This is a genomic window from Pseudomonas fluvialis (genome assembly GCF_002234375.1).
Classification (GTDB): Bacteria; Pseudomonadota; Gammaproteobacteria; order Pseudomonadales; family Pseudomonadaceae; genus Aquipseudomonas; species Aquipseudomonas fluvialis.
The window spans coordinates 80,231-101,773 of the sequence record NZ_NMQV01000001.1; the positions used below are offsets into that span (position 1 = coordinate 80,231).

Below are 21,543 nucleotides of genomic sequence, written 5' to 3' on the forward strand. Positions count from 1 at the left end.
GCACCAGGCTGCACAGCAGCAACCGCTGCCGCCAATCGGTATAATCCGCGCCTGCCGCCCCCCTTCGGGACCCCCGCATGAGCTGTTCTTCTCGTATCGACCGGCCCCTGCCGGCCAGTTTCTTCCAACGTGACGCGCAGTGCCTGGCCCAGGCCTTGCTGGGCAAGGTGATCCGCCATTACCACAACGGCCTGTGGCTGAGCGCGCGGATCATCGAAACCGAAGCCTACTATCTGGCCGAGAAAGGCAGCCATGCCTCGCTGGGTTACACCGAGAAGCGCCGCGCGCTGTTCATGGACGGCGGATATATCTACATGTACTACGCACGCGGCGGCGATTCACTGAACTTCAGCGCCGCCGGCCCCGGCAATGCGGTACTGATCAAGTCTGCTTATCCCTGGCAGGACGCGCTGAGCGACGCCCAGGCCCTGGCGCGCATGCAGCACAACAACCCTGACCGGCAAGGGCGAGCGCGGTCTGTCGAGCGCCTGTGTGCCGGACAGACCCTGCTCTGCCGCGCCCTCGGGCTCAAGGTCAGCGAGTGGAACGCCCAGCCCTTCGACACCCAGCGCCTGTTCGTCAGCGACCTGGGACTGCGCCCACGCGCCATCATCCAGACCCAGCGCCTGGGCATTCCCCCTGGCCGTGACGAGCACCTGCCCTACCGTTTCGTCGACGCCGACTATGCCGCCTGCTGCACGCGCAATCCCTTACGCCGCGGCCAGCGTGCCGGGCAGGACTATCAATGGCTGGAGACGCCGCCATGAGCGACTGGCTGAATGCAGCCCACGCACTGCTCGCCAGCCATCCGCAATGGCTGGCACTGGCGATCTTTGCCATTGCCCTGCTGGAATGCCTGGCCATCGTCGGCATCCTCCTGCCAGGCGTAGTGCTGCTGTTTGGCGTGGCGACGCTGGCCGGCAGCGGTCATCTGTCGCTCGCCCAGACATTGCTCTGGGCCTGGGCGGGCGCGCTGTGTGGCGATCTGCTGTCCTACGCCCTGGGGCGCAGCTGCCAGGCACGCCTCCAGCGCCTGCCCTGGCTGCGCGATCATCCGCAAGCGCTGCAGAGCGCCGAGCAGTACATGCAGCGCTACGGCATGGCCAGCCTGCTGGTCGGCCGCTTCATCGGCCCGCTGCGCCCGCTGCTACCCATGACCGCCGGCATGCTGCGCCTGCCCGCCGGCCAGTTCCTGGCCATCAGCCTGCTGGCCTCGGCCGGCTGGGCCGTGGCCTACCTGCTACCCGGCTGGGCCACCGGCGCTGCCTTGCGCCTGCCGTTGAGCAGCAGCTTCTGGCAACAGGCCGGCCTGCTCGCGCTGGGTCTACTGGGCTTGCTGCTGATCGCCGCCCAGGCCAGCCTGCGCGAACGGCGCCAGGCCAGCCTGCTCTGTGCCCTGCTGGCCCTGGCCGGCCTGCTCGGCCTGCTCCTGGGTTGGCCATGGCTGGAGGATTTCGACCGCGGACTGATGCACCTGGTACAAAGCCTGCGCCAACCCTGGCTGGACAGCTGGATGGTCTGGCTAACGCGCCTGGGCGACCTGCGCAGCCAGTTGCTGGCCGGCCTGCTGCTGGTCGCACTGCTGACGGCGGCACGCCAGCGCCAGGCCGCTCTGTGGGCGGCCATCGTGCTGATTGGCTGCGCGCTGAGCAATGCCGGCCTGAAGCTGTTACTGGCGCGCAGCCGCCCGGATGTACTGCAACAGGCTCTGGAAACTCACAGCATGCCCAGCGGCCATAGCGCCGCGGCCTTCGCCTTGTGCCTGGTGTTGGGGGTTCTGGCCGGACGCGGCCAGCCGGCCCGCCTGCGCCTGACCTGGCTGGCGATCGCGGCGCTACCCGCCACAGCCATCGCGCTGTCACGCCTGTACCTGGGCGTACACTGGCCCAGCGACATCCTCGCCGGCGCGCTGCTGGCCATGTTCTGCTGTGCCGGCGGGCTATACCTGATGCAACAGCAACAACGCCTGCCCGCCTTGCCGCGCCGCTTGTGGCTTGGCCTGCTGCCGTTGCTGCTGGTCGTACTGGCTGGCCTGGCCAGTTGGCAGCTGGACGCCGCCGTGCTGCGCTATCGCTACTGAATCAGCCCTGCAACTGTTCGAGCAGTTCGCGCAACTGCGTACAGCGCGCGCACGGATCGTCCTGGGCGAGCAGGCGCAGCTTTTCATCACGCTGCAGCGGCAGCAGGTAGGCCAGCTCCCAGGTCAGCGCCTGCAGCCCACGCGGGCGGCGCTCTGCCAGCAGATCAGCGACCTGCGGATGACAGGCTAGCGCTTCACGCAGCAGCAACAACTCCTCGTGCTCGGCCTGCAGCGCGACATCTGCCTGCTCGGCCAGCCAGTCGATGTCGCCCAGCAGCAATTGATCGGGCTGCGCCTGCCAGTCATGCAGACGAAAGCGCCGTGCGCCGCGTACCCTTACCCCCAGCAGGCCGTTGGGTAACTGCTGCCAGTCGCACACCTCGGCCTCGCAGCCCAGGGCCGACAGACGCCGGGCCGACGCGCCCACTTCACCCCCTTCCAGCAGCGCCACCACGCCAAAGCCACTGCCCTGGCGCAGGCAGCGGCTGAGCATGTCCAGATAACGCGGCTCGAACAGCTGCAGGTCGAGCAGACAGCCCGGAAACAGCACGGTCTGCAGAGGGAACAGCGCTAACGACTGAAGCATGCTGGCACCTCACCCGGTCAACGCAAGAAGAGTACCGCCAGCGGCAGGAGAATGGCCGTAGCCGCCCCCAGCACGCTCATCGCCAGCGCGGAAAACGCCCCGGTCTCCTCGCTTTCCTGCAGGGCCTGGGCAGTGCCTACCGCGTGCGCGGTAATGCCCAGCGCCATGCCCCGCGCAGCCGGATGGCGCACACCGATCCAGCTCAGCAGGGGCGGGCCGAAGATCGCCCCGAGCACCCCGGTGATCAGCACGAACACTGCCGCCAGTGCCGCCACGCCACCAATCTGCTCGGCCACCAGCATGGCGATGGGCGACGTCACCGACTTGGGTAGCAGCGTCATCAGCACCATCTCATCGGCACCGAACCACCACGCCAGCCCTACGCCTGCCAGGGTGGCGAACAGCCCGCCAATCGCCAGGGTCAGCACAACCGGCCAGAATAACTGGCGAATCCGCCGCAGGTTGAGATACAGCGGCACCGCCAGGGCGACAGTGGCCGGGCCGAGAAACAGGCTGAGCAACTGGGTGCCATCGCGATAACGGGCAAAATCGATATCGCACAGCAGCAACACCGGAATCACCATGAGCATGGCCAGCAGCACCGGCTGCATGACCACCCAGCGCGTGCGCTCATACAGCGCCAGGGCCAGCTGGTAGGCTGCCAGGGTCAGTGCGAAACAGAACAGCGGATGATCAATCAATGCACGCAACGCCGCCTGGCCGTCAAACATCGTGCTTCTCCTGTTGCTGGCGCTCGATCAGGCGCTGCATCAGCCAGCCACAGAACAGCAGCGACAGCAGCAACGACACGACCAACGCCCCGACAATCGCCCAGGCATCAGCCCAGATCGCCGCCGCGTAGACCATCACCCCGACCGCGGGCGGCACCAGCAGCAACGGCAGGTAGCGCAACAGGCTGTTGGCCGCCACGCTCAGCGGCTCGCCCACTTCGCGGCGCAGCATGAGAAAAACGAACAGCAGCAGCATGCCCAGAATCGCTCCGGGCAACATCGGCAACAGCAGCGCGCTGAGCATGCTGCCCAGCAACTGAAACAGCACCAGTGTGGTCAGACCGCGCAACAGCATCGGCACCATCCTCCTCTTCGGGCAACCCGTTCAACCGGGCGCCACGCTCTAAAACGCCATTATAGGCCGTTCGGTCAGCTTCTCGCCTAGCGACCATGGCCGCACAAACAAATGCTTGACCTCAGCCCAGCGCACTGGCATTTGTTAGCGCAAAGGCGCAGTGACGCGCCAGACAAAAACAACAAACAGCACCACCCCAGGAGACGCTATGCCATACGTTACTCTCGAGGAACTGCTTGCCTGCGTGGGCAAGGACCTTGGATTCTCCGACTGGATTCAGATCGATCAGGAACGTGTCAACCAGTTCGCCGAATGCACCGGTGACCATCAGTTCATCCACGTCGATCCGGAAAAGGCCAAACTTACCCCCTTCGGCTGCACCATCGCCCACGGCTTCCTCTCGCTGTCTTTGATCCCCAAGCTCATGGAAGGCCTGATGCCGCTGCCCAAGGGCCTGAAGATGGCCGTCAACTACGGCCTGGACAGCGTACGCTTCATTCAGCCGGTCAAGGTCGGCGCGCGCGTTCGCCTCGGCCTGACCCTGCTCGACGCCCAGGAAAAAAATCCCGGCCAGTGGCTGCTCAAGGCCCGCACCGTGCTGGAGATCGAAGGCGAGGCCAAGCCGGCCTACGTCGCCGAACCGCTCACCCTGTGCTTCGTTTAAGCTAGCCTGTGCCGCGCTTCGGCGCGGCCATTTACCTTCTTGATATTCATCCAAGGACAGATGATGAGCGAAAAACGCATTCTGCCGGCCTTCCTGCTGTGCTTCTTCCTCGGCTGCTTCGGCGCCCACCGTTTCTACGTCGGCAAGATCGGCACCGGCATCCTGCAACTACTGACCCTCGGCGGCCTGGGTATCTGGGCACTGATCGACTGGATCATGATCATCATCGGCGCTTTCACCGACAAGCAGGGCCAAAAGCTCACCGAGTGGACCTGAATCCAACCGTTCTGGACGGGCAGCCCCAGGCGGGCGCCCTGCCATACCCACAGTCCCTTCGGACATGCCACACTGAGGGCATCGGACTGGCGGAGCCCCCTTCATGCAACCCACCCCCCAACGTATCCTGCTGGCCGGCGCCAGCGGGCTGTGCGGCAGCCACCTGCTGGATCGCCTGCTCAGCGAGCCAACGGTAACCCAGGTCGTCGCACCCAGCCGACGCACGCTCACCGAACACCCACGCCTGAGCAACCCGCAAGGTGAACTGCTCGACCTGCTGCCCCAGCTGCAAGGCCCTTTCGATAGCGCATTCTGCTGCTTGGGCAGCACGCTGCACGATGCCGGCAACAGCCAGACCTTTCAGACACTGGAAAAAGCCCTGGTACTGGGATTTGCCGAACGCGCCCGTGCGCTGGGCGTTCGCCATTTGCTGGTGATCAGTGCGCTGGGCGCCAATGCCGGTTCACGCCTGCTCTACAACCGGGTCAAGGGCGAGGTGGAACAGGCGCTCAGCCAGCAGGGCTGGCCACAGCTGACCCTGGTACGCCCCTCGCTACTGATCGGCGAGCGCGCCCGCCCGCGCCTGGCCGAACGCCTGGCTGCGCCACTGCTGCGCTACCTGCCCGGCAACCTGCAAGCCATCGAGGCCAGCGTATTGGCCCGCGCGCTCTGGCGCCTGGCCCTGGAGCAGGGCGACGGCCTGCGCATCGTCGAGTCGGCGGAGTTGCGTCGCCTGGGGCGCTGAGCCGGCCACAGCGGTTACAATCGCGCCCCCTTTACACGGAGCCTGCCCGAGCATGCCCATGACCCTCTGCGAAGCCCTGCAAGGCGCCGACCTGTTGTTGATCGACGACCTGCACGCCTGGCAGTTCCACTACGCGCCAAGCGGCGAACCGGCCCTGCGCATTGACTGCCAGGATGGCAGCCAGGCACGCCACTGGCAGTTCAACCAGGCCGAGCTGGCCGCGGCACAGTATGACCCTGGCGAGGATTGCTGGCGGCTTGGCAGCCATCGCCTGCAATGCCTGGGCGCATTCACTGGCGACAATCTCGACAGTGCGGAAGGCAGCGACAGCAGCGCCTGAAACAGGCAAAACGCCAGCCAGCATCTACAGTTGAGACACCCACTGGAGAGTCTCGAGCCATGCTGCCGCGCCTGTTTAACGCCTGTCTTTGCTGCCTGCTGCTGGGTCTGCCTGCGCCGCTCCTGGCGCAACTCCAGCTGCGCGTGGGCAGCTATGACAACCCGCCCAAGGTCATCAGCAACGCCCAGCACCCCCTGGGCGGCATCTTCGGCGAGCTACTCGAGGAAATCGCCCAGGCCGAAGGCTGGCAACTGCACCACGTGCCTTGTCAGTGGCAGGAATGCCTGCAGGCCTTGCAGGACGGACGCATCGACCTGATGCCGGATGTGGCCTGGAGTGAAGAACGCAGTCGCGTCATGGACTTCCATGCCACCCCGGTACTCTACAGCTGGTCGCAGCTGTATAGCCGCAAGAGCCAGGCTGCGCAGTCACTGCTCGACCTGCAGGGCGCGCGCATCGCCGTACTGCAAGGCTCGGTGCAGCAGCATTATCTGGCCGAGCAACTGGCCGCCTTCGCCGTACAGGCTGAACTGGTGCCGGTAGCCAGCCTGCAGGAAGGCTTCAACCTGGCCCGCGATGGGCAGGTGGATGCCGCAGTGGCCAACTTCCAGTACGGCAACTACCAGGCACGTGACTATCAGCTGCACAGCACGCCGATCATGTTCATGCCGGCCCGCCTGTTCTATGCCAGCGCCAAGGGGCGCCAGGCCGGCGTGCTCAACGCTATCGAAGCCCGCCTGCGCCAGTGGCAGGCAATGGAGGACTCGCCGTACACACGCATCCTGCAACGCTGGACCGGCAGCACGGCGCAGCCGCTCATCCCGCCGCTGCTGTGGTGGCTGCTGGCCAGCCTCGCCGCACTGCTGCTGGTCAGCCTGGCGGCCAGTGCCTGGCTGCGCCAGCAGGTCAGGGAGAAGACCCGCCACCTACAGGCCAGCGAAGAGCGCCTGAACACCATTCTCGACACCGTCGAAGCCTGCATCTACATCAAGGATCGCCAGGGGCGCTACCAGTACGCCAACCGCAAGATCGCCGAACTCTACGGCATGCCGCAGGCGACGATCCTCGGCCTGGATGACAGCGCGTTCTTCGACAGCCATACCGTAGCCCAGCTGCGCGACAACGACCGCCGTGTTCTGCTCGATGGCCAGCGCATCGAGCTGGAAGAAAACCTCTGCATGCCCGGCGACAGCCGGGTGCATGTCTACCTGACGGTCAAGCTGCCCTTGCGCAATGCCCAGGGCGAGGTCATCGGTCTGTGTGGCATCTCCACCGATATCAGCGAGCACAAGCAGAACCAGGCGCAGATTCACCGCCTGGCGTTCTACGACTCGCTCACCGGGCTGCCCAACCGCCGCCTGCTGCAGGAACGACTGCAGCACGCCCTGGCCCAGCAACAGCGCAGCGGCCTGGAAGGCGCCCTGCTGTTCATCGATCTGGACCACTTCAAGAACATCAACGACACCCTCGGCCACGCGGTTGGCGATCAGCTGCTGATGCAGGTCGCCCAGCGCCTGAGTAGCTGTCTGCGCCAGGGCGATACCCTGGCACGCCTGGGCGGCGATGAGTTCGTGCTGATGCTGGAAAACCTGCCGCGCGAACGCAGTCGGGCCCTGGCGGAAATCGGCACGGTGGCCAACAAGCTGCTTGGCACCCTCAGTCAGCCTTACGAATTACTCGGCCAGCCACGCAGCAGCGGAGCAAGCATCGGCATCGCGCTGTTCTCGGATGCCGCCGGCAATCCGGAAGACCTGCTCAAGCGTGCCGACCTGGCGATGTATGAAGCCAAGTCCGGCGGGCGCAACACCCTGCGCTTTTTCAATCCGCACATGCAGGCCCAGCTGCTCGCCCGCACCCAGCTGGAAGCCGACATGCGCCGCGGCCTGGCCGCGGGCGAGTTCATCCTGCACTACCAGGCGCAGGTCGATGTGCAAGGTCGGGTGGTCGGCGCCGAAGCCCTGGCGCGCTGGCAGCACCCGCAGCAGGGGCTGGTAGCTCCCGGCGCCTTCATCCCGCTGGCGGAAAGCACCGGGCTGATCCGCCCACTGGGCCGCTATCTACTGCAACAGGCCTGCCAACGCCTGGCCAGCTGGCAGGCACGCCCGGAACTGGCGCACCTGCGCCTGGCGGTCAACGTAAGCATGCCGCAACTGCACCATGAGGCGTTTGTCGAGGAAGTGCTCGACTGCCTGCAGCACAGCGGCGCACATGCCGCCGGCCTGGAACTGGAGCTGACGGAAAGCCTGTTGGCGGAGGACACCGAGCGACTGATCGAGCGCATGCAACGCCTGCGTCAGCATGGCGTTGCCTTTACCCTGGATGACTTTGGCACCGGCTTTTCCTCGCTCAGCTACCTCAAGCGCCTGCCGCTGGCGCGCCTGAAGATCGACCGCAGTTTCATCCACGACCTGCTCGACGACCCCAATGATGCCGCCATCGTGCGCACCATCCTCGCCCTGGGCCGTAGCCTGGACCTGCAGGTGGTCGCCGAAGGCGTGGAAAGCTGTGCCCAGCACCAGGCATTGGTCGAGGCCGGCTGCACGCTGTTCCAGGGCTACCTGTTTGCCCGCCCCGACCAGCCGGAGCGTCTGGAACAGGCGCTGATGGCCCAGGCCCTGGCCCAGTTCAAGCCCGCCGAGCGCGGTGAGTAACCGCCCTAGTCACGCACGGCCAGCGGATCAAGCAGGCCGGCGGCAATCGCCATGCCCACCAGTTCTGGCAGGCTTTCCGCCTGCATGCGCTTCATGACCCGCGAACGGTACAGATCCACGGTCTTCACGCTGATCTGCAGTTGCTCGGCCACTTCGCGATTGGTGTAACCGCGCACCAGCGGCAGCAACACATCGCGCTCACGCGGAGTGAGGCTGTCCAGGCGCACCTGCACCTCGGCCAGCCGTGCATCGCCGCCGCCCGCGGGGCGCGCGCGACTGGCCAGCGCCTGTTGCACGCTGTCGAGGAGTAGTTGCTCGTTGTAGGGTTTCTCGATGAAGTCCACCGCGCCGGCCTTGAAGGCTCGTACCACGATGGGCACATCGGCATGCCCGCTAACGAAAATGACCGGCAGGTTCAGACCGCGCTGGCGCAGTGCTTCCTGCACGTGCAGCCCGCCCATGCCCGGCATGCGCACATCGAGCAATACGCAGGCCGGCAACTGGTCGTCACAGGCGGCCAGAAAGGCCTGGCCGCTGGTGAATGGCAGCGCGCGCAGGCCGACCGACTCCAGCAACCAGACGGTGGAGTCGAGCATGCCCTGGTCATCATCCACCACGTAGACGCGTTGTTCCTGCTGATTCATGCGCTGTGTTCCTGGCTTCTTGTCATTGTTCGTGGTCCTGGCGAACCAGCGGCAGGCGGCACTCCAGGCACAGCCCGGCACTAACGCCTGGGCGTGCCTCCAGCGAGCCACCAAAGCCTTCGATGATACTGCGACTCATCGACAGGCCCAGCCCCAGGCCTTCCGCCTTGCTGGTGTAGAACGGCGTAAACAGGTGCTCCAGCGCCTCGGCCGGCACCCCCGGCCCCTGGTCCTCGACACGCATGCACAGGCTGCCCTGCTCCACCCGCGCACTGATGACGATCTGCGAAGGCTGGCCGGCACAGTGCTCGCGGTTGGCATCGATGGCATTGCGCAGCAGATTGAGCAGCACCTGCTCGAGCAGCACGCGGTCGGCATACACGCAGCCCAGCGCCCCTTCGGCCTGTTCGATGATGCTGATCTGGCTGTTGCCGGCCTGCCACTGGCAGAGCAGCACCGCCTCATGGATCAGCTCGGCCGGTTGCAGGGCCTGCATGCGCCGCTGGCCCTTGCGCAGGAACGCGCGCAGACGGCGGATCACCTCGGAGGCATGGTTGGCCTGCTCGGTGATCCGCGCCAGCCCCTGGGCCACGCGTTCAGCAGCCTGCGGATTGTCCCCCAGGCTTTGCAAGTAACGCTGGCTGGCACTCGCGTAGTTGACCACGGCTGCCAGCGGCTGGTTGATTTCATGGGCGATCCCGGAAGCCAGCTCACCCAGGCTGACCAGCCGCGCGGTGTGCGCCAGTTCGTCCTGGTGACGACGCTGTTGCGCCTCGCGCAGCTCGCGTTCGGTCATGTCCCGGGCAATCAGCGAGTAGTAGCGCTCCCCGCCCGCCGCACGGTGTGCCAGCAACACCAGCGAGACCGGCAGGCTGGCACCACTGGCTGCGCGCAACTGTCCTTCGCTGCTCCACACGCCGTCGCGTTCGGCCAGTTGCCGGCCACTGCCGTGCAACTGCTGCAGCACCGCCGGTGCCAACAGCTCACACAGCGCCGGCAGTACCGCCCCGGGGGCCAGGCCGAGGGCACGCCGCGCCGCCGGGTTGAGGTAACTGAGCTGGCCGGCTGCGTCGATAAACAGCACCAGATCGGTATTGGCCTCGACCACCTCGGCCAGGCGCCTGCGGTTTTCTTCGGCCTGCACGCGCAGGGTGATATCCCGCGACACACTGACCACCTCGACCACCGCCCCGGTGTAGGTTTCGCGAATCGCCCGGCTGGCCGTTTCGAACCACAGATAATGCCCCTGGCGATGGCGCAGGCGCATGGTCATGGTGTGGTAGCCATCCTGTTCCAGCGCCTGGGCCGCCAGGCGCAGCAGGCGACGATCCTGGCGGTGCAACAGGCGCCGCACCGAGCTGCCACGCAACTGCTCCGGCCAGTAACCCAGCAAGGTCCAACTGGCTGGCGAGGCATCCAGAAAGCGTCCGTCCGGGGTATGCCGGGAAATCAGGTCGGTGGTGTTCTCGGTGATCAACCGGTACAGACGACGCGCCTGGGCCGCCTCGCGGGCACTGCGCAACTCCTCGCTGGCCTCCCGGCAACGGGCCAGCACACGCCCTTCGGCCGGCTCGGGGATAAAGCACCAGACCAGGCTACGCTCGCCATCCTGCGCCTCCACCGCATCGATGGCACGCTGCTGCTGCAAGCAGGCGCGCCGCAAGGCGGCATGATTGACCGGCAGCAGTTGCGCATAGTCGGCAAACGGCCGCTCGCCCAGCAGGCGCAGCAAGGCCGGGTTGCAAGCCAGCGGCCGGCCGCCGGCATCCAGCAACAGCGCGGGCTGCGGGTCATTGACCAGCAACGGGCTGCTGGCTGGCTGCCCACCCGCCAGACTGGCCAACTGCTTCAATAGCGGCTGCAGCCAGGCCAGCCAGGCGCTCTCCAGCTCTTCCGCGCACTCCACCAGGAGCAGCCCGGCGCCATCTGCCTGCCAGCTCAGCGCCAGCACCCAGCCCTGGCTAAGCGCGGCACGACGCAAGCGCCCGGCCAGCCAGCAGGGTAGCTGGCGGACCTGTTGCAGGCTCAGGCAAGGCTGCTCGGCCAGCAGCTGGTGCAACGCCAGGTCGCTGGCCTGCAGCGGATCACCCTGTCCGGGTGGCAGGGCCGGGCCGCCATCCTGCTGGGCATAGATGCCACTGCTGGCCTGCCAGGCCAGGTAGCCCGCCTGGCGCACCCCGGGCGCACTGAGCAGGGCGCGACGCAAGGCCTCGCCCTGCGCCGCCAGGGGCAGTTGCTCGCGCAGGCTGGCCAGCCAGCCCTGCAGGGCCAGGGCAGCAAAATCATGCTGTGCAGTCATGCCAACACCATATAGCAATTCACCTATACAACCTTGGTATAGATTCCATATTCACCGGGCAAATTCTATAAAGCAAACCCGTGATCTCCCGGTATCCGCTAGAGACTACCGGAATAACCAGAGCTAACAATTCGCCAAAGGTGTCAGCCGCATGTCGATCTATGAACAGGGCCTTGAACGCGCGCCCGTCAACCACATCGCCCTCAGCCCGCTGAGCTTCATCGAACGCACCGCAGCGGTGTACCCCGACTACCCCGCGGTGGTGCACGGCTCGATCCGCCGCACCTGGGCAGAAACCTACGCGCGCTGCCGGCGCCTGGCCTCGGCCCTGGCCGGACGCGGCATCGGCAAGGGCGACACCGTGGCGGTAATGCTGCCGAATATCCCGGCCATGCTTGAAGCGCACTTCGGCGTGCCGATGATCGGCGCGGTACTCAACACCCTCAACGTGCGCCTGGATGCCGAGGCCATCGCCTTCATGCTGCAGCATGGCGAAGCCAAGGTGCTGATCACCGACCGAGAGTTCTTTGACGTGATCCACGCCGCCGTCGGCATGCTCGACCATCCGCCGCTGGTGATCGATGTCGATGATCCGGAATACGGCGAAGGCCAGGCCGCCAGCGATCTGGATTACGAAGCCTTCCTCGCCGAAGGCGATCCGCAGTTTGCCTGGCAGTGGTCGGACAACGAATGGGACGCCATCAGCCTGAACTACACCTCCGGCACCACCGGCAACCCCAAAGGCGTGGTCTATCACCATCGTGGCGCCTACCTGAATGCCCTGGGCAACCAGATGACCTGGGCCATGGGCAACCATCCGGTGTACCTGTGGACCCTGCCGATGTTCCACTGCAACGGCTGGTGCTACCCCTGGACGGTCACCGCGCTGGCCGGTGTGCATGTATTCCTGCGCCGGGTCGATCCGCAGAAGGTACTCAACCTGATCCGCGACGAGCAGGTCACCCACCTGTGTGGCGCGCCCATCGTGCTCAATGCGCTGGTCAACATGCCGCCGGAAGCCAAGGCAGCCATCGACCACCCGGTCAAGGCCATGGTCGCCGGCGCCGCGCCACCCGCCAAGGTCATCGGTGCCGTCGAGGAAATGGGCATCCAGGTTACCCATGTCTATGGCCTCACCGAAGTCTACGGCCCGGTCACCCTGTGCGCCTGGCATGCCGAGTGGGACGCCCTGCCACTGGATGAACGCGCCGTGCTCAAGGCCCGTCAGGGCGTGCGCTACCCGACCCTGGAAGGGGTAATGGTCGGCGATCCCAAGACCCTGGAGCCGGTGCCGCGTGACGGACAGACCATCGGCGAGATCTTCATGCGCGGCAACACCGTGATGAAGGGCTACCTGAAGAACCCCAGTGCCACCGAAGAGGCCTTCGCCGGCGGCTGGTTCCACACCGGCGACCTGGCCGTCTGCCATCCCAACGGCTACGTGGAAATCCGCGACCGCCTCAAGGACATCATCATTTCCGGAGGCGAGAACATCTCCACCATCGAGCTGGAAGGCGTGCTCTACCGTCACCCGGCAGTACTCGAAGCGGCCGTGGTAGCGCGCCCTGACGAGAAATGGGGCGAGACGCCCTGCGCCTTCATCACCCTCAAGGCCGACCGCCAGGATGTACGCGACAGCGACATCATCCACTTCTGCCGCGAGCACCTGGCCGGCTTCAAGGTGCCCAAGACCATCGTCTTCACCCAACTGCCCAAGACCAGCACCGGGAAGATCCAGAAGTTCGTGCTGCGTGACATGGCCAAGGCGCTCTGACCACTCACCAGGCGCGGCCGGTTCACCCAGGCGAACCGGCCGCCTGCGACACCGTTTGTACAACAACAAGAAGGGCCCTCGGGCCAACGGAGAACCCCTATGCAACTGATCCACCGTAAAGACGGCGACGAACAGCCGTTCTGGAAGGCCGGCCCGTTCAAGGTCCGCCTGCCGTTCGTGCACTACCGCTGGGAAACCGCGGAAATGCTCCAGGCGCTGATCATGTTCGTGGTCAGCCTGGCAATGATCCCTCTCTTGGAAAAATACCTCGGCCTGCCCTATGACGTGGCGCTGGCTTACGTAGTGGTCTGCGGCGTCGGCTTCATGCTGCCGGCCCTGCTCGGTGTACCCCTGGTACCCGGCTGGATCACCCCGGGCATCCCGGTGGTGCTGCTGTTCCTCGGCAAGTTCGAACCCGGCCCGGAGGCCATCCAGGCGTTGTTCGCCCTGCAGTTCCTGGTCTTCGTGATCTTCCTGTTCCTCGGCATCACCCGCCTGGGCAGCACCCTGGTGCGCCTGTTCCCCAACTCCATGAAGGGCGGCATCATCATCGGCGCCGGTATCGCCGCGCTGATCGGCGAGATCGACGCCGGCGGTCGCCTGGCCAACACGCCCATCTCGCTGGTCGCCGGCAGCCTGATCTGCCTCTACCTGATGTTTTCGGTGTCCTTCAAAGGCCTGACCGAACGCCTGCCGCTGGCCCGCAAGGTGGTCAACTACGGCATGGTGCCGGGCATGCTGATCGCCATCTTCATCGGCATCGGCGTGGGCGAATACAAGATGCCCGACATCAAATGGGGGATCACCGCGCCGGCCTTCGGCGAGATGTGGAACTATCTGCCGTTCAACGTCGGCTTCCCCAGCCTGGATATCTTCCTGCTGGCCGTGCCCACAGCGGTCATCGCCTATGTCATCGCCTTTGGTGACATCATCGTCGGCCAGTCGCTGATGCAGCGTGCCGATGAGCTGCGCACCGACGAGAAAATCGACAACAACGTCGACCGCATCCACCTGGTTACCGCCATCCGCAACGCCCTGCACGCCTTCTTCGCCCCCTACCCGGGCCTGGCCGGTCCGCTGTGGACTGCCGTGGCTGCGACCATGGCCGAGCGTTACAAGTATGGGCGCAAGGCCATGGACTCGATCTACAGCGGCGCTGGCACCTTCTGGATCACCGGCTTCATCGCGCTGTTCCTCCTGCCGCTGGTCAGTTTCTTCCAGCCGGTACTGCCGATCGCCCTGTCGCTGACCCTGATCCTCACCGGCTATATCTGCCTGATGGTCGGTTTCGAGCAACTCAATGACAACACCGAGCGCGGCATCGCCGGGACCATGGGCGTTGTCCTCGCCGTGTATGGCGCTGGCTGGGGCCTGGCGGCCGGGGCTGCGCTGTACATCATGATCGAACGCACCCACCTGCTGAAGTTCACCATGCCCGGTGACCGCCTGAAGAAGAGCGCGGAAGCCGAGTAACCCGTTCGACCGCTGCAACCCTTGGGGGCGTCCGGCCCACGGCGCCCCGCTTTTTTATTCCGGCAGGAGGCCATGGCCGCCTGCCACACGCTTGAGCGTTGGCGTGGCGGCTGCGGCCGCTGCGTCCTTTTTATCCCTCTGCTGCAACGGCCACGCCGGCCAGGATACTGACATGCGTACTCTCTCCAGCCTTACCGGCAACAGCCAGAAACTCGACGGCGGCGCCATGTTCGGCAATGCCCCCAAGGCACTCTGGCAACGCTGGATGCCCGCCGACGAGGACAACCGCATCGACCTGGGCTGTCGCGCCCTGCTGGTCCAGGAGCCGGGGCGCAATATCCTCATCGAAACCGGTATCGGCGCCTTCTTCAGCCCGCAGATGAAGCAACGCTATGGCGTACAGGAAAGCCGCCATGTGCTGCTCGACAGCCTGGCCGAGCTGGGCCTGAGCGATGCCGACATCGACCTGGTGATCCTCACCCACCTGCATTTCGACCATGCCGGCGGGCTGCTCGCCCCCTGGGCCGAAGGCCAGCCGGCGCGCCTGCTGTTCCCGCGCGCGCGCTTCATCACCAGTCGTCGCCACTGGCTACGCGCCGGCAATCCGCACCCGCGTGACCGCGCCTCGTTCATTCCCGAACTGCTGCAACTGCTTGAGCAAAGCGAGCGCCTGGTGCTCCTCGAACCCGGTGACGAACAGCATGTACTGGGCCAGGGCTGGCGCATGCACTGGAGCGACGGGCATACCCCGGGGCAGATGCTCCCCGAGGTGAGCATGCCGGATGGCCCGGTGGTGTTCGCCGGCGACCTGGTGCCCGGCGCACCCTGGGTGCACTTGCCGATCACCATGGGCTACGACCGTTTCCCGGAAGGCCTGATCGAAGAGAAGGAGCGCCTGCTCGACAGCCTGGCGGCCTGCGGCGGGCGGCTGTTCTTCACCCACGACCCGCACTGTGCGCTCGGCCAGGTACAACGAGACGAACAGCAGCGCTACAGCCTGAGCCAACGCTGGACAAGCCTGCAGCGCCTGGCGCGGTAACCCCGCACAACCGCTACAATGGCGGGCCATTCCGGGAGCCCGCCATGCCTTTCACCGACCTGCTTGCCCGTCTGCACGCGATCCGCGACCACAATGCCTGGGCGCCGCTGCACAGCCCGAAGAACCTGGCCATGGCCGCCAGCGTGGAAATGGCCGAGCTGTTGGAAGTCTTCCAGTGGCTCAGCGAAGCGCAATCCCGCCAGCTGGATGAAACCCAGCGCCACCAGGCCGGCGCTGAGGTAGCCGACGTGATCTTCTACCTGCTGCTGCTCAGCAGCGAACTCGGCCTGGACCTGCCGCAGGTGCTACAGGACAAGCTGGCTGACAACGAGCGACGCTTTCTCGGAGCACCTGCCCATGCATGATCGCCACTTCGACCAGCTGGCCAGCCGCTTTGCAGAAAAGATCTATGGCGGCGCCAAGGGGGCCATCCGCCTCGCCGTGCTGCAGGCCGATCTCAAGGAAGTCCTGCCACAACGCCCGCTGCGGGTCCTCGACATCGGCGCCGGGCTCGGCCACATGAGCCTGTGGCTGGCCGAGCATGGCCACCAGGTGACGCTCGCCGAACCCTCCGCGCCGATGCTCGACGGGGCGCGCCAGCGCTTTGCCGACGCCGGGCAGCGTGCCGAGTTCATCCAGGCCCCCTGGCAGGACTTGCCCGGCCAGCTGCAGCAGCCCTACGACCTGGTGCTCTGCCATGCGGTGCTGGAATGGCTGGCCGAACCTGCGGCCATTCTGCCCGTACTGCACCAGCTGACCCGCGCCGATGGCTGGTTGTCGCTGGCCTTCTACAACAAGGACGCGCTGGTCTACCGCAACCTGCTCAAGGGGCATTTCCGCAAGCTGCGCAAGGCCCACTATGCCGGCGAAGGGCAAAGCCTGACGCCACAGCAGCCGCTCGACCCACTGGAGCTGGCCGCCCTGCTCGACGGCCACTGGCATATCCACAGCCAGAGCGGTGTACGGGTGTTCCACGACTACATGCCGGTGGAGTTCCAGCAACGTGCCGAGCTGCTCGACCTGCTGGAAATGGAGCTGGCTTACCGCCGTCACCCGACCTTCGCCGGTTTGGGCCGCTACCTGCACTGGCTGTGCCGCCCCTTGTGATACCTGCCGCGTAAAGGGGCGCGACTTTTTCGCGGTTTCGCGCTCCAATGCTTCATCCTCACTGCGGAGTCTTCCACATGCCGCGCTTAGCGATACTCCTGCCACTGCTGCTCCTGCTGGCTGCCTGCCAGTCCGACAACCCCTACCAGGCCAGCAGCCTGCCACTGCCCCCCGCACCGGCCGCTGCCGCCAACAGCTTCGACGCCAGCGCCTATCCGGCCGCCCCGCGCGACTGGGCACGCTACCAGCACTGGCGCTGGCAGCAAGCGCCGGCCGGCCAGGCCCTGGCCGAGGACGCCGAACTGGCCAGTGCCGTGGCCAACGCGCTGGAACAGCGAGGCCTGCGCCCGGCGCAGCCAGACCGGCCTGCCGACCTGCTGGTACGCGCGCAGCTCGACGAACAACGCCGCTACTACTCGTACCCTGAGCAACTGGGCGGCCACTACGCTCACGGTCCCTATGGCGATTACCGTGGCGTGCATGGCCAGGTGCCGCTGACCCGCGAGGTCGAGGAACGCTTTCTGCTGTTACAGGTCGAACTGCTCGACGCAGCCAACGGCCAGGTCATCTGGCGCGGCCGCAGCGAACAGCGCCTGACCGGCCCGGCCAGCACACTGCTCTACCCGGCCGCCGAGCAAGCCCTGCAGCCGTTTCCACCGCACTGATCCCGCCCCGGAGAACTTCCATGCATCGCTCCCTGCTATGGCTGTCCTGCCTGCTCCTGCTGGCCGGCTGCCAGAACCTGCCGATCGAGCAGGACTACGACACTCAGCGCGACTTCAGTCGCTACCAGAGCTGGCAATGGGCCGAGCCAGCGGTACAGTTCCGCCCGGACAGCCCGTTGCTGCGCAGTGACCTCACCGCGCAGCGCATCCGCCAGGCCACTGCCGAACAACTGCTGCAGCGCGGCCTGCGCGAAAGCCCTACAGCCGACCTCAAGGTGCAGGCCAGCCTGGTGGTCGAGCAGCGCCAGCAGCACATCAGCAGCGGCTATGCCAGCAGCTACTGGGGCTATCCCTGGGGCTATTGGGGCGCGCCTGTGGAAACCCGCACCCTCGACTATCAGGTGGCGACCTTGCAACTGGATCTGTTCGACGCCCGCGACGGCAAGCTGGTCTGGCGCGGCAGCCTGAGCAAAACGCTGCGCGACGGCAGCACGCCCAGCCAACGCGAAGCAGAAATCCGCCAGGTCATGACCCGCCTGCTCAGCCACTACCCGCCACAGTAAAGCCGCCCATGCCTGCCAGCGACCTGCAGCACCGCCCCGCCGAAGCCGCCGACCTGCCGGCCATCGTGCAGTTTCCGCAAAGCGCCGAGGAGCTCTTCTACTGTTTCCCGCGCGCCCGCTGGCCGCTGGATGTAAGTCAGTTGGCCAGCGCCATGGCCGAGCGCCAGGACAGCACGCTGATCCTCCTCGACCGGCGCCCGGCGGCGTTCGCCAACTTCTACCAATGCCAGCCCGGCGAGTACTGCGCGCTCGGCAACCTGATGGTCGCCCCCTGGGCCCGCCAACGCGGCATCGCCGCCCATCTGGTCGGCCTCATGGAGCAGCGCGCCCGCGAGCAGCACCAGGCGCGCGAGTTGCGGGTATCCTGCTTCAACGGCAACAGTGCCGGCCTGCTGCTCTACCCGCGCCTGGGCTATCAGCCCTATGCGCTGGTCGAGCGCCAGGACTGGCTGGGCCGACGGGTCGCACTGATCCAGTTCAGCAAGGCACTTTCCTGACGAAAAAGACAGCTTCTGAGATAATCCACCGCCCCATTGTTCGGAGCCTGCCTGTGTCTACCCCGAGTATCTGGTTGCTGCTTCTGCCACTGCTCGCCGGCGCCCTGATGCCCCTGCAGGCCGGCGTCAACGGTCAGCTGGCCAGTCATCTGTCGAGCAGCCTGGTCGCCGCCCTGCTGTCCTTTCTGGTCGGCACCCTGGCCCTGCTTGCCGTGGTGCTCTTGCAACGTGATCTTCCCGCACTGGGACAGTTCAAAGGGCTCAGCTGGTGGCACTGGACGGGTGGCCTGATGGGCGCCTTCTTCATCGCCACGGCGGCCTTCAGCGGCCCGAAGATCGGCGCGCTGCTGTTCACCGCAATGATCCTCGCCGGCCAGCTCGGCGCCGCCCTGCTGCTTGATCACTTCGGCTGGGCCGGCTTTCGCGAGGCCCCGCTGAGCCTCGGCAAACTCGCCGGCCTGGGCCTGGTGATCGCCGGCGTGGTGCTGATCCAGCGCGGCTGAATGCCCGCCGGCGTATTAGCCGCCTGGCACCCGGCATGCTAAGGTGCGCGCCCTTTGCCAACCCAGGGGCGCGCTCACGACACGCCAGGCTCCGCGCCGCAGTCCCGCGTTCCTCTTCATGCCGCCCTGCCACGGGCCCGTCACCCGGAATGCGCCGCCATGCTGCACAGCCTGAAAAACACCTGGTTCTTTAATACGCGCGGCGACGTGCTCGCCGGCCTGGTGGTCGCCCTGGCGCTGATCCCCGAGGCCATCGCCTTTTCCATCATCGCCGGGGTCGACCCCAAGGTCGGTCTGTATGCCAGCTTCTGCATCGCCGTGGTGATCGCCTTTGTCGGCGGGCGTCCCGGCATGATCAGCGCGGCGACCGGCGCCATGGCACTGGTCATGGTCACCTTGGTCAAGGAACACGGCCTGCAGTACCTGCTGGCCGCCACGCTACTCACCGGGGTACTGCAGATTGGCGCGGGCTACCTCCGCCTGGGCAGCCTGATGCGCTTCGTCTCGCGTTCAGTGGTCACCGGCTTCGTCAACGCCCTGGCCATCCTGATCTTCATGGCCCAGTTGCCGGAGCTGACCAATGTCACCTGGCAGGTCTACGCCATGTGCGCGGCAGGCCTGGCCATCATCTACCTGTTCCCCTATGTGCCCAAGGTGGGCAGGGTCATCCCCTCGCCGCTGCTGTGCATCCTGTCGATGACCGCCGTGGCCATGTACTTCGGCCTGGATATCCGCACCGTGGGCGATATGGGCGAGCTGCCGGACACCCTGCCGATCTTCCTCTGGCCGGATGTACCGCTGACCTTCGAAACCCTGGCGATCATCTTCCCCTACTCGGCAGCCCTGGCGGTGGTCGGCCTGCTGGAATCCATGATGACCGCCACCATTGTCGATGACCTGACCGACACCGAAAGCGACAAGAACCGCGAGTGCAAGGGCCAGGGCATGGCCAATATCGCCTCCGGCCTGCTCGGCGGCATGGCCGGCTGCGCCATGATTGGCCAGTCGGTGATCAACGTGAAATCCGGCGGCCGCGGCCGTCTGTCGTGCCTGGTCGCCGGCGTGGTGCTGCTGCTGATGGTGGTCTTCCTCAGCGAATGGGTCAGCCAGATCCCCATGGCGGCCCTGGTGGCGGTGATGATCATGGTGTCGATCGGTACCTTCAGCTGGGACTCGATCCGCAACCTCAAGCAGTTCCCGCTGTCGACCAATATCGTCATGCTGGCCACCGTGGCAGTGACCGTCTACACCCATAACCTGGCCTATGGCGTGTTTGTCGGCGTGCTGCTGGCCGCCCTGTTCTTCGCCAACAAGATCGGCCACTTCCTATATATCCAGTCGCAAACCGATGGCGAAGATCGCCAGCGCACCTACCAGGTGATCGGCCAGGTGTTCTTCGCCTCCGCGGATAAGTTCATCGCCGCCTTTGACTTCAAGGAAGCCATCGACAAGGTGATCATCGATCTGTCTCGCGCACACTTCTGGGACATCACCGCCGTGGCAGCGCTGGACAAGGTGGTGATCAAGCTGCGCCGCGAAGGCACCGAAGTCGAGGTCATCGGCCTCAATACTGCCAGCGCGACCATTGTCGATCGCTTTGCTGTACATGACAAAGACAACCCCAGCGACCTACTGTCCGGCCACTGAGCAAGGAGCTTCCCGATGAGCGACGTACTGGCCTGCATTGATGGTTCCCCCGCCAGCCAGGCGGTCTGCGACTACGCAGCCTGGGCCAGCCGGCGCCTCGACGCGGCACTGACCCTGTTGCACATACTGGATCCGCAGCGCTACCCGCAGCAGCGCGACTTTAGCGGAAGCATCGGCCTGGGCAGTCGCGAGCATCTGCTGGATGAACTGGCCCTGCTCGACCAGCAGCGCCACCGACTGGCCATGGAGCAGGGCCGCCTGATGCTGGAAGCCGCCCGCGACCGCGTGCATACCGACGGCGTTGCCCAGGTGCAGCTGCGCCAGCGCCATGGCGACCTGCTGGACAACCTGCTGGAATTGCAGGACGACACGCGCCTGCTGGTTATCGGTCGCCAGGGCGCACGCAGCAGCGCGCACCTGCAGCAGCTCGGCAGTCATCTGGAAAGCGTAATTCGTGCCGTACAGCGCCCCATCCTGGTCAGCTGCGGCGAGTTCAAGGCCCCACAAAGCTACCTGCTGGCCTACGACGGCAGCCCCACCGCACAGCACAGCCTGCAACGGATAGCCGCCAGCCCACTGCTGCAAGGGCTGCCCTGCCACCTGTTGCTGGTCGGTAACGCCAGCGACACCCAGCGCGCCCTGCTGGAGGACGCCGCTGCCCAGCTGGCCGGCAGTGCCAGCCAGGTCAGTTGGGCGATCCGCCAGGGCGACGTCGAACAGGCACTGCCTGCCTATCAGGCCGAGCAACAGCTCGACCTGCTGGTGATGGGTGCCTACGGCCACTCACGGCTGCGCCAGTTCTTGCTCGGCAGCACCACCAGCGCGTTGCTGGCCAGCAGCCAAAGCCCCTTGCTGATCCTGCGCTGACACAACCAGCAGGCACTCTGCAGGCCACTTGCCACCA

At 65.8% G+C, this 21,543-nt stretch carries 23 protein-coding genes; 18 read left to right on the forward strand and 5 right to left on the reverse strand.

Features of this window, described 5'->3' with window-relative positions; translation table 11 throughout:
- Positions 1-77 precede the first annotated feature (77 nt).
- Complete coding sequence (locus CFY91_RS00370; RefSeq protein WP_093984344.1) at positions 78-767, forward strand: DNA-3-methyladenine glycosylase; 690 nt, start codon at positions 78-80, stop codon at positions 765-767.
- Positions 764-2,080, forward strand: a complete 1,317-nt coding sequence (locus CFY91_RS00375) for a bifunctional DedA family/phosphatase PAP2 family protein (protein ID WP_093984345.1) — start codon at positions 764-766, stop codon at positions 2,078-2,080. Before CFY91_RS00370 ends, CFY91_RS00375 begins: the two co-directional genes overlap by 4 nt.
- A 1-nt stretch (position 2,081) precedes the next feature.
- Here CFY91_RS00375 and CFY91_RS00380 read toward each other — a convergent pair whose 3' ends face one another.
- From CFY91_RS00380 to CFY91_RS00390, 3 genes are read right to left on the reverse strand one after another with little or no spacing between them, the layout of a single operon-like run.
- Positions 2,082-2,666, reverse strand: a complete 585-nt coding sequence (locus CFY91_RS00380) for an LON peptidase substrate-binding domain-containing protein (RefSeq protein ID WP_093984346.1) — start codon at positions 2,664-2,666, stop codon at positions 2,082-2,084.
- A 17-nt stretch (positions 2,667-2,683) separates the two neighbouring features.
- Positions 2,684-3,397: an LrgB family protein gene (locus CFY91_RS00385; protein WP_093984347.1), complete on the reverse strand. Its 714-nt coding sequence runs from the start codon at positions 3,395-3,397 to the stop codon at positions 2,684-2,686.
- Positions 3,390-3,752 (reverse strand): CidA/LrgA family protein, encoded by a 363-nt coding sequence (locus tag CFY91_RS00390; protein ID WP_093984348.1) that lies wholly within the window; start codon positions 3,750-3,752, stop codon positions 3,390-3,392. The genes CFY91_RS00385 and CFY91_RS00390 overlap by 8 nt, the downstream gene beginning before the upstream one ends.
- A gap of 208 nt (positions 3,753-3,960) precedes the next feature.
- Here CFY91_RS00390 and CFY91_RS00395 point away from each other — a divergent pair, with 208 nt between their 5' ends.
- The 5 genes from CFY91_RS00395 (at position 3,961) to CFY91_RS00415 (ending at position 8,428) form a co-directional block, all read left to right on the forward strand.
- Complete coding sequence (locus CFY91_RS00395) at positions 3,961-4,416, forward strand: MaoC family dehydratase (RefSeq protein ID WP_093984349.1); 456 nt, start codon at positions 3,961-3,963, stop codon at positions 4,414-4,416.
- A gap of 63 nt (positions 4,417-4,479) precedes the next feature.
- On the forward strand, positions 4,480-4,692 hold the full coding sequence (locus CFY91_RS00400) for an NINE protein (RefSeq protein WP_093984350.1): 213 nt from the start codon (positions 4,480-4,482) through the stop codon (positions 4,690-4,692).
- Between the two features lie 103 nt (positions 4,693-4,795).
- The gene (locus CFY91_RS00405; RefSeq protein ID WP_093984351.1) at positions 4,796-5,437 is read left to right on the forward strand and encodes a Rossmann-fold NAD(P)-binding domain-containing protein; all 642 of its coding nucleotides are present in this window, start codon (positions 4,796-4,798) and stop codon (positions 5,435-5,437) included.
- A 52-nt stretch (positions 5,438-5,489) separates the two neighbouring features.
- Positions 5,490-5,777 (forward strand): DUF5629 family protein, encoded by a 288-nt coding sequence (locus tag CFY91_RS00410; RefSeq protein ID WP_093984352.1) that lies wholly within the window; start codon positions 5,490-5,492, stop codon positions 5,775-5,777.
- Between the two features lie 59 nt (positions 5,778-5,836).
- A complete protein-coding gene (locus CFY91_RS00415) occupies positions 5,837-8,428 on the forward strand; it encodes an EAL domain-containing protein (protein WP_093984353.1) in 2,592 nt (863 codons plus the stop codon).
- A 5-nt stretch (positions 8,429-8,433) separates the two neighbouring features.
- Here the strand turns inward: CFY91_RS00415 and CFY91_RS00420 are convergent, their stop codons facing one another.
- Both CFY91_RS00420 and CFY91_RS00425 read right to left on the reverse strand, forming a co-directional pair.
- A complete protein-coding gene (locus CFY91_RS00420; protein WP_093984354.1) occupies positions 8,434-9,072 on the reverse strand; it encodes a response regulator transcription factor in 639 nt (212 codons plus the stop codon).
- A gap of 22 nt (positions 9,073-9,094) precedes the next feature.
- On the reverse strand, positions 9,095-11,371 hold the full coding sequence (locus CFY91_RS00425) for a PAS domain-containing sensor histidine kinase (RefSeq protein ID WP_093984355.1): 2,277 nt from the start codon (positions 11,369-11,371) through the stop codon (positions 9,095-9,097).
- A 151-nt stretch (positions 11,372-11,522) separates the two neighbouring features.
- Between CFY91_RS00425 and CFY91_RS00430 the strand changes: the two genes are divergently transcribed.
- From CFY91_RS00430 to CFY91_RS00480, 11 genes are all read left to right on the forward strand, one after another.
- The gene (locus CFY91_RS00430; RefSeq protein ID WP_093984356.1) at positions 11,523-13,145 is read left to right on the forward strand and encodes an acyl-CoA synthetase; all 1,623 of its coding nucleotides are present in this window, start codon (positions 11,523-11,525) and stop codon (positions 13,143-13,145) included.
- A 99-nt stretch (positions 13,146-13,244) separates the two neighbouring features.
- Positions 13,245-14,618, forward strand: a complete 1,374-nt coding sequence (locus tag CFY91_RS00435) for a solute carrier family 23 protein (RefSeq protein WP_093984357.1) — start codon at positions 13,245-13,247, stop codon at positions 14,616-14,618.
- Between the two features lie 172 nt (positions 14,619-14,790).
- Positions 14,791-15,657 (forward strand): MBL fold metallo-hydrolase, encoded by an 867-nt coding sequence (locus tag CFY91_RS00440; RefSeq protein WP_093984358.1) that lies wholly within the window; start codon positions 14,791-14,793, stop codon positions 15,655-15,657.
- A 44-nt stretch (positions 15,658-15,701) separates the two neighbouring features.
- Positions 15,702-16,022 carry a MazG-like family protein gene (locus CFY91_RS00445; RefSeq protein WP_093984359.1) on the forward strand — a complete coding sequence of 107 codons (321 nt, stop codon included), beginning with the start codon at positions 15,702-15,704 and terminating at the stop codon, positions 16,020-16,022.
- Positions 16,015-16,764, forward strand: a complete 750-nt coding sequence (locus CFY91_RS00450; protein WP_093984360.1) for a methyltransferase — start codon at positions 16,015-16,017, stop codon at positions 16,762-16,764. Before CFY91_RS00445 ends, CFY91_RS00450 begins: the two co-directional genes overlap by 8 nt.
- 77 nt (positions 16,765-16,841) lie before the next feature.
- The gene (locus CFY91_RS00455) at positions 16,842-17,429 is read left to right on the forward strand and encodes a DUF4136 domain-containing protein (RefSeq protein ID WP_165765280.1); all 588 of its coding nucleotides are present in this window, start codon (positions 16,842-16,844) and stop codon (positions 17,427-17,429) included.
- 20 nt (positions 17,430-17,449) lie between these two features.
- Entirely contained in the window at positions 17,450-17,992 is a 543-nt protein-coding gene (locus CFY91_RS00460; protein ID WP_093984362.1) for a DUF4136 domain-containing protein, read from the forward strand.
- An 8-nt stretch (positions 17,993-18,000) separates the two neighbouring features.
- Positions 18,001-18,489, forward strand: a complete 489-nt coding sequence (locus tag CFY91_RS00465) for a GNAT family N-acetyltransferase (RefSeq protein WP_093984363.1) — start codon at positions 18,001-18,003, stop codon at positions 18,487-18,489.
- A gap of 53 nt (positions 18,490-18,542) precedes the next feature.
- Positions 18,543-18,992, forward strand: a complete 450-nt coding sequence (locus CFY91_RS00470) for a DMT family transporter (protein ID WP_093984364.1) — start codon at positions 18,543-18,545, stop codon at positions 18,990-18,992.
- 159 nt (positions 18,993-19,151) lie between these two features.
- Positions 19,152-20,639, forward strand: a complete 1,488-nt coding sequence (locus CFY91_RS00475) for a SulP family inorganic anion transporter (protein WP_093984365.1) — start codon at positions 19,152-19,154, stop codon at positions 20,637-20,639.
- 15 nt (positions 20,640-20,654) lie between these two features.
- The gene (locus tag CFY91_RS00480) at positions 20,655-21,506 is read left to right on the forward strand and encodes a universal stress protein (protein ID WP_093984366.1); all 852 of its coding nucleotides are present in this window, start codon (positions 20,655-20,657) and stop codon (positions 21,504-21,506) included.
- The last annotated feature ends 37 nt before the right edge of the window (positions 21,507-21,543 follow it).

Excerpts from the sequence above, each read along its gene's own strand:
- CFY91_RS00370 (WP_093984344.1), top strand. The coding sequence starts at position 78 with ATGAGCTGTTCTTCTCGTATCGACCGGCCCCTGCCGGCCAGTTTCTTC.
- CFY91_RS00375 (WP_093984345.1), top strand. The coding sequence starts at position 764 with ATGAGCGACTGGCTGAATGCAGCCCACGCACTGCTCGCCAGCCATCCG.
- CFY91_RS00380 (WP_093984346.1), bottom strand. The coding sequence starts at position 2,666 with ATGCTTCAGTCGTTAGCGCTGTTCCCTCTGCAGACCGTGCTGTTTCCG.
- CFY91_RS00385 (WP_093984347.1), bottom strand. The coding sequence starts at position 3,397 with ATGTTTGACGGCCAGGCGGCGTTGCGTGCATTGATTGATCATCCGCTG.
- CFY91_RS00390 (WP_093984348.1), bottom strand. The coding sequence starts at position 3,752 with ATGCTGTTGCGCGGTCTGACCACACTGGTGCTGTTTCAGTTGCTGGGC.
- CFY91_RS00395 (WP_093984349.1), top strand. The coding sequence starts at position 3,961 with ATGCCATACGTTACTCTCGAGGAACTGCTTGCCTGCGTGGGCAAGGAC.
- CFY91_RS00400 (WP_093984350.1), top strand. The coding sequence starts at position 4,480 with ATGAGCGAAAAACGCATTCTGCCGGCCTTCCTGCTGTGCTTCTTCCTC.
- CFY91_RS00405 (WP_093984351.1), top strand. The coding sequence starts at position 4,796 with ATGCAACCCACCCCCCAACGTATCCTGCTGGCCGGCGCCAGCGGGCTG.
- CFY91_RS00410 (WP_093984352.1), top strand. The coding sequence starts at position 5,490 with ATGCCCATGACCCTCTGCGAAGCCCTGCAAGGCGCCGACCTGTTGTTG.
- CFY91_RS00415 (WP_093984353.1), top strand. The coding sequence starts at position 5,837 with ATGCTGCCGCGCCTGTTTAACGCCTGTCTTTGCTGCCTGCTGCTGGGT.
- CFY91_RS00420 (WP_093984354.1), bottom strand. The coding sequence starts at position 9,072 with ATGAATCAGCAGGAACAACGCGTCTACGTGGTGGATGATGACCAGGGC.
- CFY91_RS00425 (WP_093984355.1), bottom strand. The coding sequence starts at position 11,371 with ATGACTGCACAGCATGATTTTGCTGCCCTGGCCCTGCAGGGCTGGCTG.
- CFY91_RS00430 (WP_093984356.1), top strand. The coding sequence starts at position 11,523 with ATGTCGATCTATGAACAGGGCCTTGAACGCGCGCCCGTCAACCACATC.
- CFY91_RS00435 (WP_093984357.1), top strand. The coding sequence starts at position 13,245 with ATGCAACTGATCCACCGTAAAGACGGCGACGAACAGCCGTTCTGGAAG.
- CFY91_RS00440 (WP_093984358.1), top strand. The coding sequence starts at position 14,791 with ATGCGTACTCTCTCCAGCCTTACCGGCAACAGCCAGAAACTCGACGGC.
- CFY91_RS00445 (WP_093984359.1), top strand. The coding sequence starts at position 15,702 with ATGCCTTTCACCGACCTGCTTGCCCGTCTGCACGCGATCCGCGACCAC.
- CFY91_RS00450 (WP_093984360.1), top strand. The coding sequence starts at position 16,015 with ATGCATGATCGCCACTTCGACCAGCTGGCCAGCCGCTTTGCAGAAAAG.
- CFY91_RS00455 (WP_165765280.1), top strand. The coding sequence starts at position 16,842 with ATGCCGCGCTTAGCGATACTCCTGCCACTGCTGCTCCTGCTGGCTGCC.
- CFY91_RS00460 (WP_093984362.1), top strand. The coding sequence starts at position 17,450 with ATGCATCGCTCCCTGCTATGGCTGTCCTGCCTGCTCCTGCTGGCCGGC.
- CFY91_RS00465 (WP_093984363.1), top strand. The coding sequence starts at position 18,001 with ATGCCTGCCAGCGACCTGCAGCACCGCCCCGCCGAAGCCGCCGACCTG.
- CFY91_RS00475 (WP_093984365.1), top strand. The coding sequence starts at position 19,152 with ATGCTGCACAGCCTGAAAAACACCTGGTTCTTTAATACGCGCGGCGAC.
- CFY91_RS00480 (WP_093984366.1), top strand. The coding sequence starts at position 20,655 with ATGAGCGACGTACTGGCCTGCATTGATGGTTCCCCCGCCAGCCAGGCG.